This window comes from Nonomuraea sp. NPDC048882 (assembly GCF_040649755.1).
Lineage (GTDB): Bacteria > Actinomycetota > Actinomycetes > Streptosporangiales > Streptosporangiaceae > Nonomuraea > Nonomuraea maheshkhaliensis.
This window is the reverse complement of the sequence record NZ_JBEZGB010000002.1, coordinates 660820-678549: the sequence shown is the minus strand read 5'-3', so window position 1 is coordinate 678549 and position 17730 is coordinate 660820. Positions and strand designations below refer to the sequence as shown.

The window sequence follows — 17730 nt, the reverse complement described above, 5'->3', positions numbered from 1 at the left end:
TCGAGTCAGCAAGCCGACCTGCCTCAGTGCTGCGCCATGTCCACGAAGCGGCTGTAGTGACCCTGGAAGGCGACTGTCACGGTGGCGGTGGGGCCGTTACGATGCTTGGCCACGATCAGGTCGGCCTCACCGGCCCGGGGCGACTCACGCTCGTAGGCGTCCTCCCGGTGCAACAGGATGACCATGTCGGCGTCCTGCTCGATGGATCCACTTTCGCGCAGGTCGGAGACCTGGGGGCGTTTGTCGGTGCGTTGTTCGGGGCCTCGGTTGAGCTGGGAGATCGCGATGACGGGGACCTCGAGCTCCTTGGCCAGCAGCTTGATGGCACGGGAGATCTCCGAGACCTCGTTCTGGCGGCTCTCCGTCTTCTTCGGTGAGCTCATCAGCTGGAGGTAGTCGATGACCACGAACCTCAGCTCGTTGCGTTGCTTGAGGCGGCGGCACTTGGCCCGGATCTCCATCATCGACATGTTGGGCGAGTCGTCGATGAACAGCGGCGCCTCGGCCACCTCGCTCATCCGGCGGGCCAGGCGGGTCCAGTCGTCGTCGCTCATCGTGCCCGAGCGCATGTTCTGCAGCGAGACGCGGGCCTCGGCCGACAGCAGACGCATGGTGATCTCGTTGCGGGACATCTCCAGGGAGAAGATGACCGTGGTCATTCCGTACTTGATCGCGGCGGAACGGGCGAAGTCGAGGCCGAGCGTGCTGTTGTGGGTGGGGACGCAGGCGCGGGAGGCGAGGTAGAGGTGATCGGCGTTGTCGACCTCCACGCAGCGGACCGGGCGCGAGGGGATCGGCCGTACGGCGACGATGTGGCGGACGCGGGTGGCCGCGGGGGCTGCGGTGGCCTGCGTGGCGGCCTTTCTGGGGAGCCGGAAGACCTGGCCGGGCGCGGTGAAGTCGATCAGATGGCAGGCGGGGGTCTCGGGCGTGGGGTCGGTGTTCGGCCCGGTCATTGGCCCGGTCATCGGCCTTGTCATTGGCTCGGTGCGGAGTGTCGCGGTGTGGCCGAGGCTGTGGATGAGCTCCAGCGTGTCGTACGCGAGGCGCCGGTTCGTCAGGGCGAGTTGGATGTGCCCGTCTGCGTCGATGTGTCCGGTGGTGTCGAGCAGGCCGGCCAGCAGGTCACGCCGTTGCTGCTCCGAGGCGCGAAGGTAGGCGGCGGGGATGTGCTTGTCGTGGAAAATGCCCAGTTCAAGGAGGATGTCGGGGACGTCGCCCCTGGAGGATGACCGGGGTGGCTGCTCCCCCACTGCTGGCTGCTCCCCCGCCGTTGGCTGTTCGGCCGGTGGCTGGGTGGCCGGTTCTGGGAGGGACAGGTCGTAGGTGAGGGCGGTGTCGGCTTCGGTGACGTGCAGGCCCTCGGACTCCAGGTTGGCGATGATCTCGGGGTCGGCGGTGCTGATGCGGGCCGTCGCGGTGTGGCCGTCACCCAGCCAGACCCCCAGCGCGTACGGCGGCAGCGGCACGGCCTGGGGTGTGAGCTGGAACGGCGCCGCCACGGGCACCGAGTAATTCGGCCGGCCGGTGGACGGGTCGAGGAGTGAGGCGGCGATCTCTTCCGTAGTGAGTACTGCTTGCCGCTCGGCCACCGTCGTGGTGTACGCAGGAAGAGCGCTGGAGACGGTGGTCGTGGCCGCCGCCAAAAAGGCACTGGACACGACAGGAGTGGCCGTCGTCAAGAGGGTGCTGGACGGTGCGGTGACTGTTGCGAGCTGGGGGTGGAGTGGGCTGGAAGCGGTAGCCGGTTCCGGTCGGGCTGAGGGCCTGGGGGTGTGGATGGTTGTGCGCCACTGGTGGTGGGCGTCGGCGATGATCACGGTGCCGTCGTCGAACTCCACCTCGTAACACGGCCGCCCCCGCAGCACCTCGGTCGCCGCGACCACCCCGGTCGGGCGGCCGTCAGCGTCCAGGAGCAGGTCGCCCACTTGGACTTCGCCCATCGTCGTCCAGCCGGTCGGCGTCGGCAGGGGGGTGTCGAGGGACAGGGCCTTGCCGATGGCGGGGCGGGCGGCGACGACGATCATCTGGCCGGGGTGCAGGCCGTTGGTGAGCTGGTCGAGGTCGGCGAAGCCGGTCGGGACGCCCACCATCTGGCCGCTGCGGCTGCCGATGGCCTCCAGCTCGTCGAGGGCGCCGGGCATGATGTCGGCCAGGGGCGCGTAGTCCTCGGAGGTGCGCCGCTCGGTGACCTTGTAGACCTCCGCCTGGGCGCGGTCGACGAGGTCGTCGACCTCTTCGTTCTGGCCGCCGTAGCCGAAGGAGACGATGCGGGTGCCGGCCTCGATGAGGCGGCGCAGGATGGCCTGCTCGCGGACGATCTTGGCGTAGTAGCCGGCGTTGGCGGCCGTGGGGACGACCGCCGTGAGGGTGTGGAGGTAGGCGGCGCCCCCTACCCGGGCCATCTCGCCGCGTTTCTGCAGCTCGTCGAAGACCGTGACGGCGTCGGCCGGCTCGCCGCGGCCGTAGAGGTCGGTGATGACCTCGTAGACCATCTGGTGGGCCGGGCGGTAGAAGTCGTCGGCGCGCAGGATCTCGACGACGTCGGCGATGGCGTCCTTCGACAGCAGCATGCCGCCGAGGACCGACTGCTCCGCGTCGATGTTGTGAGGCGGTGTGCGCTCGAAACCTGGGCCTCCGCCGGCCTCTTCCTCGTCAATGCTCACCGCGCCCCCTCAGACACTTGCAGGCGGTCGCACCACCCCCATATGTAGTCGACCGGTGTGACAGTTTCTCGGAGTCGCGGGCAGACGGCAACGTGGCCTGTGGACAACCCTGTGGTCAAGCTGTGCACTATCCCGCTGAAGGTGTGAACGACCTGTGGACGGCCCTGGGGATAACTCTTTCGGATATCCACAGAACCCCGGGTGAGCAGGGCGAACAGTGTCCACCGGCTGTGGACTAAAGAAAGTTGGCCCGACACGCCGAGTAAGGTCCATACTGGACGAATGCCCATTACCTCCAGAGATCGGGAGATTCTGCGGCTCGCCGTGCCCGCGTTCGGGGCCCTGGTGGCCGAGCCGTTGTTCCTGCTCGCCGACTACGCCATCGTGGGACACGGCCTGGGCACCACGGCGGTGGGCGCCCTAGGGGTGGCGGGCACGGTCCTGACGACGCTGATCAACCTGTGCGTCTTCCTCGCCTACGGCACCACGGCCTCCGTGGCCCGCCAGTCGGGCGCGGGCAACCACGCGCGGGCCATGCGCAGCGGTGTGGACGGCATCTGGCTGGCACTGGCGATCGGGGCCGGGCTGATCCTGGTGTGCTGGCCGCTGGCGCTGGCGATCGTGGAGCTGATCGGCGCGACGGGCACACAGGCCGCGCAGGCGGTGACGTACCTGCGGATCAGCCTGATCGGCGCGCCCGGCATGCTCGTCGTGCTGGCCGGCACCGGCGTGCTGCGCGGGCTGCAGGACACGGTGACGCCGCTGGTGGTGGCCGTGGGGTCGTTCGCGTTGAACGCGGGGCTGAACGCCTGGTTCGTGCTGGGGCTCGGCTGGGGCATCGCCGGGTCGGCGTGGGGCACGGTGATCGCCCAGGTGGCGGGGGCGGCCGTCTATCTGGTCGTGGTGGCTCGGGGGGCGATCCGGCTGGGTACGTCGCTGGCGCCCAGCATGGACGGGATCAGGCAGGCGGGCACGGCCGGGGTCGCGCTGCTGATCCGTACCCTGTGCCTGCGGATCGTGCTGATCGTGGCCACCGTGATCGCGACCAGGATGGGCGAGGCCGAGCTGGCCGCGTACGCGCTGGCCACGCAGGTGTGGACGCTGCTCGCCTTCGCGCTGGACGCCATCGCCATCGCGGGGCAGGCCATCACCGGGCGTTCCCTCGGCGCCGGAGATGTGCCCGCCACCAGGGCCGCGACCAGGCGGATGACCCAGTGGGGCCTCTGGTCGGGCGTGGTGCTCGGGCTGCTCGTCGTGGCCGCCAGGCCGGTGCTGCCCGGCCTGTTCGACGCCGATCCGCGGGTGGCCGAGCTGCTGCTGGCGCTGATGTGGCCGGTGGCGTTGTTCCAGCCGTTGTGCGGGGTGGTGTTCGTGCTCGACGGGGTGTTGATCGGGGCGGGCGATCAGCGGTACCTGGCGTGGGCTGGGGTGTGGACGACGGTGGCGTACCTGCCGGCGGCGCTGCTCGCGTGGGGGTTCGGGGTGGTCGCGCTGTGGTGTGCGCTGGGGGTGTGGATGGTGGCTCGGTGGATCACTCTGACCCGGCGGGCGGCCGGCACCGCCTGGCTGGTGACCGGCGCATAGACCTGTCAACGACATCCGCCTGACCGCCGCCGCTCCCCGCGCTCGGACCGCGCCTCCGCGCCTCCGCGCCTCCGCGCCTCCGCGCCTCCGCGCGCCCGAACGCCCGAACGCCCGAACGCCCGAGCGCGACGCCGCACGGTAGCCCTGGTTGGAGTGCCAACGTGATGGTTTCGTGCTTGCTGTTGTCCGAGGGGTGAGACATTGTGGGCGAGTTCCCTGAGCGGGGTGTTCCTTGTCCACGATCCTGCGGCGCTTACCGCCTTCCGAGGCGACCGGCCTGCGTACCGGCGCCCGGCACAGCCTGGCTGAGCTCTACCGCCCGGCCGACCTGGTGGTGCTCGGACTCGGTGTGATGATCGGCGCCGGCATCTTCAGCATCGCCGGCCGCCAGGCCGCCACCACGGCGGGGCCCGGCGTGATCCTGTCGTTCATGATCGCGGGGATCGCCTGCCTGCTCGCGTGCCTGTGCTACGCCGAGCTCTCCTCCACGATGCCGACCTCGGGCAGCGCGTACACGTTCACGTACGTCATCTTCGGCGAGGTCTGGGCGTGGATCATCGGCTGGGCGCTGATCCTGGAACTGCAGCTGGCCGCGGCGGTGGTGGCCAGGGCCTGGGGCGAGATCGCCGTCGGCGCGGTGGCGAACTTCGGCGTGCGCGTCCCCGCCTCCGGCATCGTGCAGGACCTGCTGGTGTTCGTGATCCTGGTGCTGCTCACCGGCATCGTGGCGCTGGGCGCGCGGATCGGGCTGCGGGCGCTGTGGATCATGGTATCGGCCAAGTTGCTGGCCATCGGCGCGGTCATCGTCGTCGGGGTCATGCACATCGACGTGGCCAACTACGGCGAGTTCTACGTCCCGCCCAAGACGCTGGAGGTCGCGCCGGCGACCATACTGGAGATCTTCTACGGCGAGAGCCAGGCGTTCGGCTGGTTCGGCATCTTCGCGGCGGCCTCGGCGATCGCGTTCGCCTACATCGGCTTCGACATCGTGGCCACCTCCGCCGAGGAGACCGTGAACGCGCGCAGAGCCGTGCCCAAGGGCATGATCCGCAGCCTGGTGATCGCCACCGTCATCTACATCGCGGTGGCGCTGGTCATGGTGGGTCTGGCCCCGTACACGCGGATCTCCGAGGACGCGCCGCTGGCGAGCGCGTTCAGGGCCGTGGGTGTGGATTGGATGGTGCACGTCATCGACGTGGGCGCGGTGCTCGGGCTGACCACCGTGATCCTCGTGCTGATCGTGGGGCAGACGCGGGTGCTGTTCTCGATGGCCCGCGACGGGCTGATCCCGAGCGGCCTGGCCACGGTCAGCCGCCGCTATCACACGCCTTCGCGAGTGACGCTGGTGATCGGGTTCGTGGCGATCGTGCTGGCCGAGTTCGTGCCGGTGCTCACGATGCAGGAGCTCGTGGTGCTCGGGACGCTGTTCGCGTTCGCGTTCGTGGCGGCCGGGGTGATCGTGATGCGGCGGCGCATGCCGCACCTGGAGCGGGGTTTCCGGGTGCCGCTCTCGCCGCTGCTGCCGGCGCTGTCGCTGCTGGCCACGCTCTGGCTCATGGTCAACCTGCGCGTCCTGACCTGGGCCTGGTTCGTCCTGTGGATGGCCTTCGGCCTGCTCGTCTATCTCGTGTACGGCCGCCGCCACAGCCTCCTGGCCCGCCCGAACCCGCCCCCGCGGCCGGTGCACGGCCGGCACAGGCGCTGAAACACGGCCGCTAGAACCGGCCCGACTCCAGCACGCTGCGCAGGAACTCCTGGGTACGCGGCTGCTCAGGCGCGGTGAAGATCTGCTCGGGAGGGCCCTTCTCCAGCAGCACGCCCCCGTCGAGGAAGCACACCGTGTCCGAGATATCCCGACAAAAGCCCATTTCGTGGGTCGTGAGGATCATCGTCATCCCCGACTCCTTGAGCTCCCTGATGATCCCCAGCACCTCGACGACCAGGGCCGGATCGAGCGCCGAGGTGACCTCGTCCAGCAGCATCAGCCTGGGCTGGGTGGCCAGCGCCCTGATGATGGCCGCCCGCTGCTGCTGGCCGCCCGAGAGCTGGTCGGGGTAGGCCCGCGCCTTCTCCGCCAGCCCGAACCTGGCCAGCAGGTCGTACGCCTGCTCCTCGGCCCGCGCCCGCTCCACCCGGTGCACCTGGCGGGGCGCCAGCGTGATGTTGTCGAGCACGGTCATGTGCGGGAACAGGTTGAACGCCTGGAACACGATGCCGAGCCGCTTGCGCACCTGGTCCACGTTCGCCCGCGGGTCGGTGATCTCCTCGCCGTCGAGGTAGATGCTGCCGTCGTCCACGGTCTCCAGCAGGTTGATACAGCGCAGGAGCGTGGATTTGCCCGAGCCGGAGGCCCCGATGAGGCTGACCACCTCGTGCGGGGCCACCTCCAGGTCGATGCCGCGCAGCACGTGGTGACCCTGGAAGTTCTTCCACACCCCTTCGATCGTCAGCAGGCTCATGCCGCCTCCCCTGCGGGGCTGTGGGTGGTCGTCGGCTCGCTCATGCTCCGCGCCTCCTGCGCGTCCGGGCGGCCAGGTGGTCGGTGAACCTGGCCATGGGGATGGTGAGCAGGATGAACAGCAGCGCGGCGACCAGATAAGGCGTGTAGTTGAACGTGCTGGACGCGTGGATCTGCGCCTGCCGCAGGGCCTCCAACGGCCCGATCGTGGCCACCAGGGCGGTGTCCTTCTGGAGCGAGACGAAGTCGTTCAGCAGCGGTGGCACGACCCGGCGGGTGGCCTGCGGCAGCACCACGAACCGCATCGTCTTGACGTGGCTCAGCCCGAGCGAGCGGGCCGCCGCAACCTGGCTGGGATGCACGGACTCGATGCCGGAGCGGAAGACCTCGGCCACGTAGCCGCCGTAGGAGAGGGTCAGCGCGATGATCCCCAGCGTCGCCAGATCCGTGGGGATGCCCTGCAGCCTGAGCGCCGGCAGCCCGAACCCGATGAGATAGATCACCAGGATCGTCGGCACGCCGCGGAACACGTCGGTGTAGAGGGTGGCCAGGGCCCTGATCGGGAAGAAGGCGGGCGTCCTGACGCCTCTGGCCAGCGCCACCAGCAGACCCACGATGAGGATCAGCGGCTCGGCGATGAGGAAGATCTTGATGTTGAGCAGGAAGCCTTCGAGCACGTCGGGCAGCGCCTCGGCGAACTGGCCGCCGTCGAAGAACGTCGCCCGCACCCGGGGCCAGCCCGGCGAGCGGGAGACCAGCCAGACGAGCAGGACGATGAAGACGATCGTCGAGGCCGTCGCGATCGAGGCCGAGCGCCGCGCGTACGACCTGCGGACCTGCTCCCGCTTGACCTGGCGCTCGGACTTGACCCACTCGCTCATCGCAGTTCGGGGGCGCCCGCCGCCGAGCCGAGCCACGCCTGCTCGATCTTGGCCAGTTCGCCCTTCGTCTTCAGGGCGTCCACGGCCTTGTCCACGCACGGCTTGAGCGCGCTGCCCTTCTCCATGACCAGCCCGAACTCCTCGGGCGTGCCGCCCGTCGAGCTGAACTGGCCGACGATCTTCGACTTCTCCACCTGGGCCGCCGTCACGTAGAACGCCGTCGGCAGGTCCACGACGAGCGCGTCGACCTGCTTGTTCTTCAGCGCGTTCACCGCGTCGATCTGCTCGTTGTAGACGTTGGGGTCGGCTGAGGGCTGGATGACGTTCTTGACCGCTTCGAGGGAGGTCGTCCCGACCTGTACGCCGATCTTCGCGTCCTTGAGCTCGGCCAGGCTCTTCGCGCCGGCGTACTTCCCGCCCTCGACCGCCACGATGGCCTGCTTGACGGTGTAATAACCCTTGCTGAAGTCGACCGCCTTGGCCCGGTCAGGGGTGATCGAGACCTGGTTGACGTCGAAGTCGAACTGCTTCTCCCCCGGCGCGAACGCGGTGTCGAACTTCACCGTGTTCCACTGCACCTCGGTGCGGTCGAAGCCGAGCTCCCCCGCCACGGCGAACGCCACCGCGCTCTCGAACCCCTGCCCGCTGGCAGGGTCGTCGTCCTTGAACCAGGGCTCGTAGGCGGGCTTGTCGGTGCCGATCGTCAGCTTGCCCGGCGTGACCAGGGCGAGCTGTTCCTTGGTGCAGGCGGTGGAGGTGGTGGGGGCGGCCGTGGTCGCCGTGTCGTCGACCGGTGCGCAACCGACGAGCGCCACGGCCAGCGCGAGCAGCATGAGGGGACGGCCCATGGCCAAGCCTCCAGGGGGAACGTGCCAGAACGAGGGCATTCTACGCCGATCAACTAGGGATTAGAGTGCCGGGGGCCCAGCTGACCACGGTAATCGGCCCACCTGGGCTCGCGTCACGGCGGCCCGCCGGTGAAGGGTCAGAGGCCGTTTCCTGGAGGGCCCTCGGCCGAAGTGCGGCGGGTGGTTCGCGGTGGCCTGCCGTAAAGGAAGAGAGCCTGAAAAAAAGAAAAGACCCCCGCAAGCGAGGGCCTTCTCAAAAACAGTCGTCAGCCTGCGACGACCTCGACGTCGACCGAAGCCGACACCTCGGGGTGCAGCTTGACGGTGACCTTGTGGGAGCCGACGCTCTTGATCGGGTTGACGATCTCGATGCGGCGGCGGTCGAGGATCGGGCCGCCGGCGGCCTTGACGGCCTCGGCGATGTCGCCCGTGGTGATCGAGCCGAACAGGCGGCCGGAGTCGCCCGCGCGGGTGGCCAGGCGGACGCGCAGCGCGCCGATCTGGCCGGCGACCTCCTTGGCGGTGCCGAGGTCGCGGATCTCGCGAGCGTCGCGAGCCTTGCGGATGGTCTCGATCTGCTTCTCGGCGCCGCGCGTCCAGCGCATGGCGTAGCCGCGCGGGATGAGGTAGTTACGGCCGTAGCCGTCCTTGACCTCGACGATGTCGCCCGGGGTGCCGAGGCCGGAGACCTCGTTGGTGAGGATGAGCTTCATTTCGACAGGCCTCCTTAGCGCGCGGTGCTCGTGTAAGGCAGCAGAGCCACCTCACGGGCGTTCTTGATCGCGGTCGCCACGTCACGCTGGTGCTGGGTGCAGTTGCCCGTCACCCGGCGCGCACGGATCTTGCCGCGGTCGGAGATGAACTTCCGCAGCAGCGCCGTGTCCTTGTAGTCGACGTAGGAGATCTTGTCGTGGCAGAACAGGCAAACCTTCTTCTTGGGCTTGCGCAGTGCCGGCTTGGCCATCGTGGTGCTCCTTTCAGAGCCCCGCCGTCAGAGCGGGAATGGACTCGGGCTTGTGGACTGGGATTTAGAAAGGCGGTTCGTCGCTGAAGTCGTTGCCGCCGCCGCCGAAGCCGCCGCTCTGCTGACCACCGCCACCGCCGCCGAACCCGCCGCCTCCGCCACCCTGGAAGCCGCCGCCCTGAGGCGGGGCGGGGGTGGCCGAGGCCCACGGGTCGTCGGCGGGACCGCCGCCGAAGCCGCCGCCGCCGCCCCCACCCTGACGGGAGGTGCGGTTGACCTTGGCGGTGGCGTTGCGCAGAGACGGGCCGACCTCGTCGACCTCGACCTCGTAGACCGTGCGCTTCTCGCCTTCCTTGGTCTCGTAAGACCGCTGCTTGAGCCGCCCCTGCACGATGACCCGCATGCCGCGCTGGAGGCTCTCGGCGGCGTTCTCCGCCGCCTGCCGCCAGACGTTGCAGGTCAGGAAGAGACTCTCGCCGTCTTTCCACTCGTTGGTCTGTCGATCCATGAACCGCGGAGTGGACGCGATGCGGAATCGAGCCACCGCTTGCCCCGTCGGGGTGAAGCGCAGCTCCGGGTCGTCGACCAGGTTGCCGACGATGGTGATTACGGTGTCGCCTGCTGCCATGGCTAGCGCTCGCCTTCCTGCACGCCTTCGCTTGGATTACGGCTCAGAGTACGGGGCTCCCCCGACAAAAACCGGAGGTTAGTGCACGTCCGGACGCAGGACCTTGGTGCGCAGGATGCCCTCGTTGAGGTTCATCTGCCGGTCGAGCTCCTTGACCGTCGCGGGCTGCGCGGACAGGTCGATGACGGCGTAGATGCCTTCCGACTTCTTGTCGATGTCGTAGGCGAGACGGCGACGGCCCCAGACGTCGACCTTCTCCACGGTGCCGCCGTCGTTGCGGACCACGGTGAGGAACTGGTCGAGGGACGGCGCGACGGTGCGCTCATCGAGCGAAGGGTCCAGAATGACCATTACTTCGTAACGACGCATGCGGGACTCCAACCTCCTCTGGACTCTTGCGGTCACGACACTCTGCCGTGACAGGAGGACGCTGACGTCTTGCCCCGGGCGGGCCCCTTTCGGCAGCCCGGGCTGATGGATCACCCATCACAACGCAGCGTGCCCAAGGTTACCAGCAGCGAGTAGGTGGGAAGGCCTTGAGGAAACCTAGGGGGTGGTGGTCGTGCCACATGTGCTTCAACCCTCCGAGAGGGAACGCTTCAGGCTCACGCTCAACACCGACGGACGCCCGCATCCGGTGGAAAACGTTCTCGCCGTCGTCACCCTGGTGTGCGGCGTGGTCGCCTTCGTCGCGACGTTCTGGACCTCGGCGCACATGATCGCGTCGTGGTTCGGCACGCTCGGGTTCGGCGTGGGGCTCTACTCACAATACGTCTCGGCGACGACGCCGCAGCGGGTGCTCAACATCATGGGGCTCGTCGGCGCGTTCGTCGGAGCCGCGCTGGGCATCGCCCACGGCGGCTTCCTCCCCCACCCATAAGCCTTGCGCACACGAGCGATGGCCCCGGCGACACGTCTGCCGGGGCCATCCGATATGTGACTCACGCGCCGATGTGCAGGTCTATGCCGAGCAGGATCAGGAACCAGAGGAACACCGCGAGCAGCGCCTCCGCGAGGTCCCGCAGCAGCCCCGGTGTGATGTAGTCGTAGACCCAGGCGACGTAGATGCCGACGATCACGTAGACCAGAACGATCAGCGCTCGTAAGCGCCAGCGGCTCATAGGGTTTCTCCTCGGGGTAGGGGGCGCCTCCCGACTGCCCTCCGGCGCGCCGGCCAAACGCCGCTCACCGGGCTCGAGACAGGGCTCGGGTTCAGGGGTCACGACAAGGGCTCGGGGCAAGCGCTCCGGGACCAGGGCTCGGGACGAAGGGCGCGGGATAAGCTCGTCGGCATGGTGCGTATCGGAGCTCATGTCGGTCAGGACGACCCCGCCGCCCACGCCGCCCAGGTGGGGGCCGAGGTGGTGCAGTTCTTCCTGGGCGACCCGCAGGGTTACGACAAGCCCGTGCTGCCCGAGCAGCCGGTCGAGGGCGTCGACATCTACATTCACGCGCCCTACCTGGTCAACGTGGCGACCACCAACAACCGCATCAGGATCCCCAGCCGCAAGCTGCTCGAACAGCACCTGAAGGCGGCCGCCGGGCTCGGCGCCAAGGGCCTGATCGTGCACGGCGGCCACGTCAACAAGAGCGACGACCCGCAGGCCGGGTTCGACAACTGGCGCAAGGTGTTCGAGCGCATGGAGTGCCCCATCCCGGTACTGATCGAGAACACGGCGGGCGGCGGCAACGCGATGGCGCGCAAGCTCGACCGCATCGCCCGGCTGTGGGAGGCGCTCGACGGGTTCGACGTGGGCTTCTGCCTCGACACCTGCCACGCGCACGCCGGCGGCGAGGAGCTGGTCGACGTGGTCGAGCGGGTCAAGGCCATCACCGGCCGCATCGACCTCGTCCACTGCAACGACTCGCGCGACGACTTCGACTCGGGCGCCGACCGCCACGCCAACCTGGGCCAGGGGAAGATCGACCCGGAGCTGATCCTCGCGGTCTGCCGGGCGGCCGGGGCGCCGATCGTGGTGGAGACGCCCGCCGAGGGCCAGGCCGACGACATCGCCTTCCTGCGCAAGAACCTGTGACCCACCAGTCCATGGCCGGTTGCACACAGCCTGTGGATAACTTCCCTGGATTACCGAGACGAAAAAGTGGGTAGAGGTCTCAGCCCGCCCACGCGCCACTCAGGAAACGCCCGGCGTTGACCAGCATCAGCGGCCCCGAGATCAGGGCATAAAGGACGATCACCCACGTCCGCCTGGTCGCGACCCTGGCCACCAGCACCCACAGCGGAAACCACAGCAGCAGCGAGCGCGGGATCGACAGGTAGTAGGCCGAGGTCATCAGCGCCGCCGCCTGCGTGCCCGTGTAGACGGCCTCGCTCCACCGCCGCAGGACGAGCAGCCAGACCAGCCCGACGACCACCACCACGGCCCCGGCCAGCTCCATCCTGAAGGCCACCGCGAAGTCGCCCCCGCCCATGGCGGTATGCCAGGTCGTCGCCCACGCCTCCCACGGCCAGGCGAAGTCCCGCCCCCAGCCGGCCTCCTGCGCGTGCTTCCAGGCCAGCCAGTCGCCGGTCCTGCCGTAGTGGTAATACGAGTACGCCACCAGCGGAAGCACCGGCACGACCAGCCACCCCACCCGCCGCAACGACTCCCCGCGCATCGCGAACTCCACCACCAGCGCGACCGCCAGGAACAACCCCGTGATCCGCACGCACGAGGCCCCCGCGGCCAGCAGCACGGCGGCCGGCCAGCGCCCCTGCCTGGCGGCCAGCCACGCCGGGATCGCGAAGGCCAGAAACAGCGACTCGCTGTATCCGGCGGCCAGGAACACCGCCACGGGAAAGAGCAGCAGCGCCAGCACGGCCATCCAGCCCGACGCGCCCTCGACCTCGGCCAGCCGGGCCAGCGCGACCATGGCCACCGCCCCGGCCACCAGCGAGACGATCAGCCCGGCCGTCGCCCAGTCCGGCACCACGAGGTGGACCAGCCGCAGCGCCACGGGCAGCCCGGGAAGGAACGCGGGCAGGCCGTCGTCCACCGGCTGTCCCGGCTCGCCGTCGTATCCGTGCTCGGCGATGGTGATGAAGAGCGTCGTGTCCCACTTGCGCCACTTGTCGGCGTACCCGGACAGCGTCGCGCCGAGCAGGGTCGCCATCAGCAACCCAGCCCGTGAGCCGAACCAGAGCAGCAGCGCGTCCCGGCCGGTGGAGCGGGTGATCATCCGGCCGGGGCCGCCGGCGCGCGGCGGGTGCTCATCGGACCAGGGACGCCAGCGTGAAGCGGTCCTGGGCGCCGTCGAACACGCCACCCGTCTGGTCGTCGATGCCCGCCTGGCGCACCGTGTCCTTCTCGGGGCGCAGGATGTCCCGCACCACGAACGCCATCATGATCCCGATGGTGATGATCCGGCCCCAGACTGCGGTGAAGTACGTGTCGTCACCGATGCCCAGGTCGTCGCGGTCGAGCGGCGACTGGCCGACCAGATAGAGCCAGATGGCCACGAAGTACCAGATCTCGGCCAGCTGCCACAACACCAGCGGCTTCCAGTTGGGCCTGGCCAGCACCGCGAGCGGCACCAGCCACAGCACGAACTGCGGCGACCACACCTTGTTCGTCATCATGAACGCGGCCAGCGCCAGGAAGCAGATCTGCGCCAGCCGCGGCCGGCGCGGCGCCGCCAGCGTGAGCACGGCGATGCCGGCGCACATGATCACCAGCGACGCCATCCCGAGCACGCTCACGTCGCCGGTGCCGAGGACCGGCCAGTTCTTGTTCTGGAAGAACAGCCAGGCCGAGCCCCAGTCGACCCCGCGTTCCTCGGAGAAGACGTAGAACCTGCGCCAGCCGTCCCACGCGAAGATCATGAACGGCAGGTTCACCGCCAGCCACGCGCCCGCGGCCGCGGCGGAGGTCACCAGGAACGGCCTCCATCGCGCGGTGCGCAACGTCAGCAGGAACAAGGCGCCCACGAACATGAGCGGATAGAACTTGGTCGCGATGGCCAGCCCCAGCAGCACCCCGGCCGTCACCTGCCGCTGCTGCTTCCAGGCCAGCAGCATGCCCATGGACAGCGCGCCGGCGACCAGGTCCCAGTTGATGTAGGCGGCCAGCACCACGGCCGGCGAGATCGCGTACCAGAGGGAGTCCCACCGGCGCGTCGGGCCGGCCACCGCGGCCATCAGCAGCACGCCGATCACGAGGCAGACGCCGAGCAGGACCACGGTCAGGTCGTAGAAGCGCACGGCCTGTGCGACCTTGTCCAGCTCCAGCGCCCGCGAGATCCAGCTCATCACCTGCATGACCTCGCCCAGCACCACGGGGTATTCGACCTGCTTGTCGAACGGCACCTGGGCGAAGTAGGGGTTCTGGGTGGCCAGCTCCCTGTCGAAGTAGAGGGGGTAGATGTCGGTGTAGCAGAAGTTCGTGTACGTGGTGACCTGGTCGTTCCAGCCCCCGGTGCGGCAGGGCAGGCGCACCACGTACGCCAGGCTCGCACCGAGGGCCGCGATCAGGCCGAGGGGCAGATAAGGCACGGCACGCGTCACCCAGGTGGCGCGTGCCTCTGTGCTCATCACTGGTCCTCTGGCCTGAAGTACATCGGGCCGGTCCCTGTGGGTCTGGCGTCGGGAGCGGAGCCACCGCCCGAGAAGTCGAGGTCGCCCGACCCCGGGCCGCCGGTGTCCTCGTCGAGGCCGTCGTCGATGGAGGCGTCGTCATCGGTGCCGGCGTCGTCGCCGCAGTTGATGAAGCAGTCCTCGTCACCCTGGTCGAACGGGTTGTCGCTGTCGAACGGGTTGTCGCTGTCCGGCGTCGGCGTCGGGGTCGGCGTCGGGCTCGGCACGATGTTCTCCGGCACGCCCACCTCGGCCCGGTCGGGGAACTGCTCGACGGGCAGGTTCTCGTGGGCGAGCTGCATGAACTTCTGCCAGGCGATCGTGGGCGGGCCGGCGCCTTCGAACCGGAGCGAGACCTCGTAGGGCCGCGTGTACGGGTTGTTCCACCCGTACTTCTTGCTGCCCTTGCGGAAGACCGGGCAGTTGGAGTGCTGGGGCGGAACGACCTTGCCCGACTTGGTCCTGCACTCCTCGCGGTAGAACCCGACCGCCGTGGAGATCTGCGGCGTGTAGCCGACGAACCAGGCTTCCTTCTCGTCGTTGTTCGTACCGGTCTTGCCGGCGGCCGGCCTGGCGCCGAGGCCCTTGCCCGCCGCGGTGCCGCCCGGCTTGAGCACCGCCTGCATGGCGACCGTGGCGTCGGCCGCCACTTGGGGGTCGATGACCGACTTGGCGACGGCCTGCTCGGGGTAGGCGACCTTGCCCTTGAGCTCGACCTTCTGCACCACGTGGTAAGGGGTGTACTTGCCGCCGTTGGCGAAGATCGAGTATCCGGCCGCCTGCTCCACCGGTGTCACCAGCGCGCTGCCGATGGCGAACTGGTAGTGGTGGACCTTGACGTCGTCCTCCATGCGCTGGGTGTTGAACCCGGCCGCCTCGACGAGGTTCTTGACGTCGTCGAGCCGGTTGGGCAGCGCGTACGCCATCGACACGAACGCCGTGTTGACCGACGCGGCGGTGGCCTTGATCACGTCCACGGCCGCACCGACGTTGTGGCTGTTCTTGATGCCGCCGGCCTGCTGTCCGGGCAGCTCCTTGGGCACGGTCTCGTTGCCCGGCACGTAGCTCTTGAGCGAGTAGCCGGCCTGCAGCCAGGCGGCCAGCACATACGGCTTGAACGCGGAGGCCGCCTGCTTGGTGGACTGGAAGGGCTCGTTCCACGGGTCGGTGAGGTAGTTGTCGCCGCCGTAGAAGGCGAGGACGCGCCCGTTCTTCGGGTTCACCGCGGCCAGGCCGCCGTGGAACTCGGTGGACATGTTGAAGGCCTGGCGCGTGCTCTTCATCGCGGTCTTCGCCGCCTGCATGAGCTTCCTGTCGAAGGTCGAGACGATCTTGTAGCCGCCGCTCTCGACCTCCTCACGGGTCAGGCCGCGCTGCTTGAGCTCCTTCAGCACGAGATCGACCATGTAGCCGTTCAAGCCACCGAGGCCGCCGTTGGGGTTGTTCTTGACCGTCTTGGGGAACTTGGCGGTCTTCGGCAGGTTGCCGTACTTCTCCGGCCACTGCTCGGACATGTACTGGATGACCGTGTTGAAGCGCTCCTTGAGCGCGGGGGCGTCGGGCTCCCATGCGGGCTGCTGGATGCGCGCGGCGAGGTAGGCGCCCTGCTCGGGGCTCAGCTTGGCGGCGGTGACGCGGGGGCCGAAGTACGCCTTGGCGGCGGCCTCCACACCGTAGGCGCGGCCGAAGTTCACCGTGTTGAGGTAGGTGGCGAGGATGTCGTTCTTGCTCATGGTGTCGTCGAGCTTGACCGCGACGAAGATCTCCATGATCTTCCGCTTGATCGACACCTCCTGGCTGAGGCCGTCGAAGTAGCCGCGGGCCATCTGCTGGGTGATCGTCGAGGCGCCCTGCAGCTGCTGACCGGTCGCGGTCATCCAGGCCGAGCGGACGATGCCGGAGATGGAGATGCCGGAGTCCTCGTAGAAGGTGTCGTTCTCGATGGCCACCGCGCCGTCCTTGACGCTGTCGGCCATCTTCTCGATCGGCACGATCTCGCGCTTGTAGCCCAGGTGGGCGATGACGTGCTTGCCGTCGCGGTAGTAGACCGTGCTCTGCTGGGCCAGCGCCTCGGCCTGCGCGGCGCTGGGCACCGGCGTGTTGGCGTACGCGACCATGATCATGCCGAACAGGCCGGCCGCGAGCACCACGGCGCCGGCCACCACGATCTTCCAGCTCGGGACGAACCTGCGCCAGCCGCCTTTGCCGCCGTCGTCGCCGTCCTTGCGTCTGGACGGTCCGGGAGGTCCGGGAGGTTCGGGCGGGCCGCCCGAGCCGCGACGGCGCGAGCGCCGCGGCCCGTCGCTGACGATCGTCTCCTGGCTGCTCATCCCGCGCGTGTCCTGGCGCGCGCGGGAGCGCGGCGGCTGCTCGCCACCGCGCTGGTAGGGGTCACCAGGGCCTTGGTGGTGCTCGGCGCGCGCCTGCCGCGGCTCGGGACGCCGAGGCGGGCTCTCGTCGTACGGCTGCGCGGCCATGGCGCCGGTCTGCTCGTACGCGGCCTCCGCGCGGCGTGGCGGTTGCCTGGAGTCCCAACTCTGGTCGCTGGTTTGGGGTGCGCCATTTTGCGGCAAAGAACGGGGTGAGCTGGAGCGTCGGCGTCTCCCCGGGCGGCCGGTCCCCTCGTTCATGCTGTTACTCACACGTCCTCGCAACGTCATCGGAACAGAAACGGCGGTCGGGCGTGAGGTTTCTCGCCGCCCTCGGTCATCACGCTTGGCCGACGAGGTCAGGCGGTCCGTTCCCGAGGACGTACGAAACCGTCAGGTGATTCCAGGAACAACCTTGGCAGACCTCGACCACGTACACCCGGAACTCATCGTAATCATGGGCCATTGCGGCGAGTTCTGATGCGACCTTTGCCTGACCGGCATGCCTTCCGAGGCAATCGCCGTAGACATAGGTCACGTTGGTGACGTTCTCCCTTTCGCAGACCGGGCAGGGGCGTTCGGTCGGTTCGCCGAAGTGGCGCGCCGCGCGAAGGAGGTAGGGCTGTGCGTCACAGACGTCGCCGCGCGAGGCGCGCCCCGAACGCAGGGAGCGGACCACCGCCCGTTTCGCGAGGCCGTAATCCACCACCCTTCTCTGTGACCACATGGGCGCCAGACTACGGCGTTTTTCGGGTTGAT

Annotated in this window: 17 protein-coding genes; 4 read left to right on the top strand and 13 right to left on the bottom strand. The window is 68.7% G+C overall.

The genetic code is table 11. From position 1 onward, the window contains the following. Positions 1-23: 23 nt before the first annotated feature. The gene (dnaB, locus tag AB0C27_RS08465; RefSeq protein ID WP_357839756.1) at positions 24-2666 is read right to left on the bottom strand and encodes a replicative DNA helicase; all 2643 of its coding nucleotides are present in this window, start codon (positions 2664-2666) and stop codon (positions 24-26) included. A 282-nt stretch (positions 2667-2948) separates the two neighbouring features. Here dnaB and AB0C27_RS08460 point away from each other — a divergent pair, with 282 nt between their 5' ends. Both AB0C27_RS08460 and AB0C27_RS08455 read left to right on the top strand, forming a co-directional pair. Continuing rightward, positions 2949-4250, top strand: coding sequence for an MATE family efflux transporter (locus AB0C27_RS08460; protein ID WP_357839753.1), 1302 nt, complete (start codon positions 2949-2951; stop codon positions 4248-4250). A 232-nt stretch (positions 4251-4482) separates the two neighbouring features. Next, positions 4483-5955, top strand: a complete 1473-nt coding sequence (locus AB0C27_RS08455) for an amino acid permease (protein ID WP_357839750.1) — start codon at positions 4483-4485, stop codon at positions 5953-5955. A 10-nt stretch (positions 5956-5965) separates the two neighbouring features. Here AB0C27_RS08455 and AB0C27_RS08450 read toward each other — a convergent pair whose 3' ends face one another. The 7 genes from AB0C27_RS08450 to rpsF all read right to left on the bottom strand — a co-directional run bounded on the left by AB0C27_RS08450 (position 5966) and on the right by rpsF (position 10398). Further along, positions 5966-6709, bottom strand: coding sequence for an amino acid ABC transporter ATP-binding protein (locus tag AB0C27_RS08450; RefSeq protein WP_357839747.1), 744 nt, complete (start codon positions 6707-6709; stop codon positions 5966-5968). Between the two features lie 40 nt (positions 6710-6749). Next, complete coding sequence (locus tag AB0C27_RS08445; RefSeq protein ID WP_346101727.1) at positions 6750-7589, bottom strand: amino acid ABC transporter permease; 840 nt, start codon at positions 7587-7589, stop codon at positions 6750-6752. Beyond that, positions 7586-8437 (bottom strand): ABC transporter substrate-binding protein, encoded by an 852-nt coding sequence (locus AB0C27_RS08440; protein WP_357839744.1) that lies wholly within the window; start codon positions 8435-8437, stop codon positions 7586-7588. The genes AB0C27_RS08445 and AB0C27_RS08440 overlap by 4 nt, the downstream gene beginning before the upstream one ends. A 266-nt stretch (positions 8438-8703) precedes the next feature. Next, positions 8704-9150: a 50S ribosomal protein L9 gene (gene rplI / locus AB0C27_RS08435; protein ID WP_357839739.1), complete on the bottom strand. Its 447-nt coding sequence runs from the start codon at positions 9148-9150 to the stop codon at positions 8704-8706. Positions 9151-9164: 14 nt separating this feature from the next. After that, on the bottom strand, positions 9165-9401 hold the full coding sequence (gene rpsR / locus AB0C27_RS08430; RefSeq protein ID WP_020543048.1) for a 30S ribosomal protein S18: 237 nt from the start codon (positions 9399-9401) through the stop codon (positions 9165-9167). Positions 9402-9465: 64 nt separating this feature from the next. Continuing rightward, complete coding sequence (locus tag AB0C27_RS08425; RefSeq protein ID WP_346101734.1) at positions 9466-10029, bottom strand: single-stranded DNA-binding protein; 564 nt, start codon at positions 10027-10029, stop codon at positions 9466-9468. 78 nt (positions 10030-10107) lie between these two features. Further along, a complete protein-coding gene (rpsF, locus tag AB0C27_RS08420; RefSeq protein WP_106242878.1) occupies positions 10108-10398 on the bottom strand; it encodes a 30S ribosomal protein S6 in 291 nt (96 codons plus the stop codon). Positions 10399-10591: 193 nt separating this feature from the next. Between rpsF and AB0C27_RS08415 the strand changes: the two genes are divergently transcribed. Beyond that, a complete protein-coding gene (locus AB0C27_RS08415) occupies positions 10592-10909 on the top strand; it encodes a hypothetical protein (protein ID WP_357839736.1) in 318 nt (105 codons plus the stop codon). A gap of 61 nt (positions 10910-10970) precedes the next feature. On the opposite strand, the gene AB0C27_RS08410 is transcribed toward AB0C27_RS08415, so the two are convergent. Next, on the bottom strand, positions 10971-11150 hold the full coding sequence (locus AB0C27_RS08410) for a hypothetical protein (RefSeq protein ID WP_346101737.1): 180 nt from the start codon (positions 11148-11150) through the stop codon (positions 10971-10973). Positions 11151-11321: 171 nt separating this feature from the next. On the opposite strand from AB0C27_RS08410, the gene AB0C27_RS08405 reads away from it, so the two are divergent. Beyond that, entirely contained in the window at positions 11322-12065 is a 744-nt protein-coding gene (locus AB0C27_RS08405) for a deoxyribonuclease IV (protein WP_346101739.1), read from the top strand. Positions 12066-12144: 79 nt separating this feature from the next. Here AB0C27_RS08405 and AB0C27_RS08400 read toward each other — a convergent pair whose 3' ends face one another. The 4 genes from AB0C27_RS08400 to AB0C27_RS08385 all read right to left on the bottom strand — a co-directional run bounded on the left by AB0C27_RS08400 (position 12145) and on the right by AB0C27_RS08385 (position 17698). Next, positions 12145-13209: a mannosyltransferase family protein gene (locus AB0C27_RS08400; RefSeq protein WP_357839732.1), complete on the bottom strand. Its 1065-nt coding sequence runs from the start codon at positions 13207-13209 to the stop codon at positions 12145-12147. A gap of 31 nt (positions 13210-13240) precedes the next feature. Then, a complete protein-coding gene (locus AB0C27_RS08395; RefSeq protein WP_357839730.1) occupies positions 13241-14560 on the bottom strand; it encodes a glycosyltransferase 87 family protein in 1320 nt (439 codons plus the stop codon). Further along, positions 14560-17079 carry a transglycosylase domain-containing protein gene (locus AB0C27_RS08390; protein WP_357839727.1) on the bottom strand — a complete coding sequence of 840 codons (2520 nt, stop codon included), beginning with the start codon at positions 17077-17079 and terminating at the stop codon, positions 14560-14562. The genes AB0C27_RS08395 and AB0C27_RS08390 overlap by 1 nt, the downstream gene beginning before the upstream one ends. A 232-nt stretch (positions 17080-17311) precedes the next feature. Continuing rightward, on the bottom strand, positions 17312-17698 hold the full coding sequence (locus tag AB0C27_RS08385; RefSeq protein ID WP_346101746.1) for a DUF5318 family protein: 387 nt from the start codon (positions 17696-17698) through the stop codon (positions 17312-17314). Between the last annotated feature and the right edge of the window lie 32 nt (positions 17699-17730).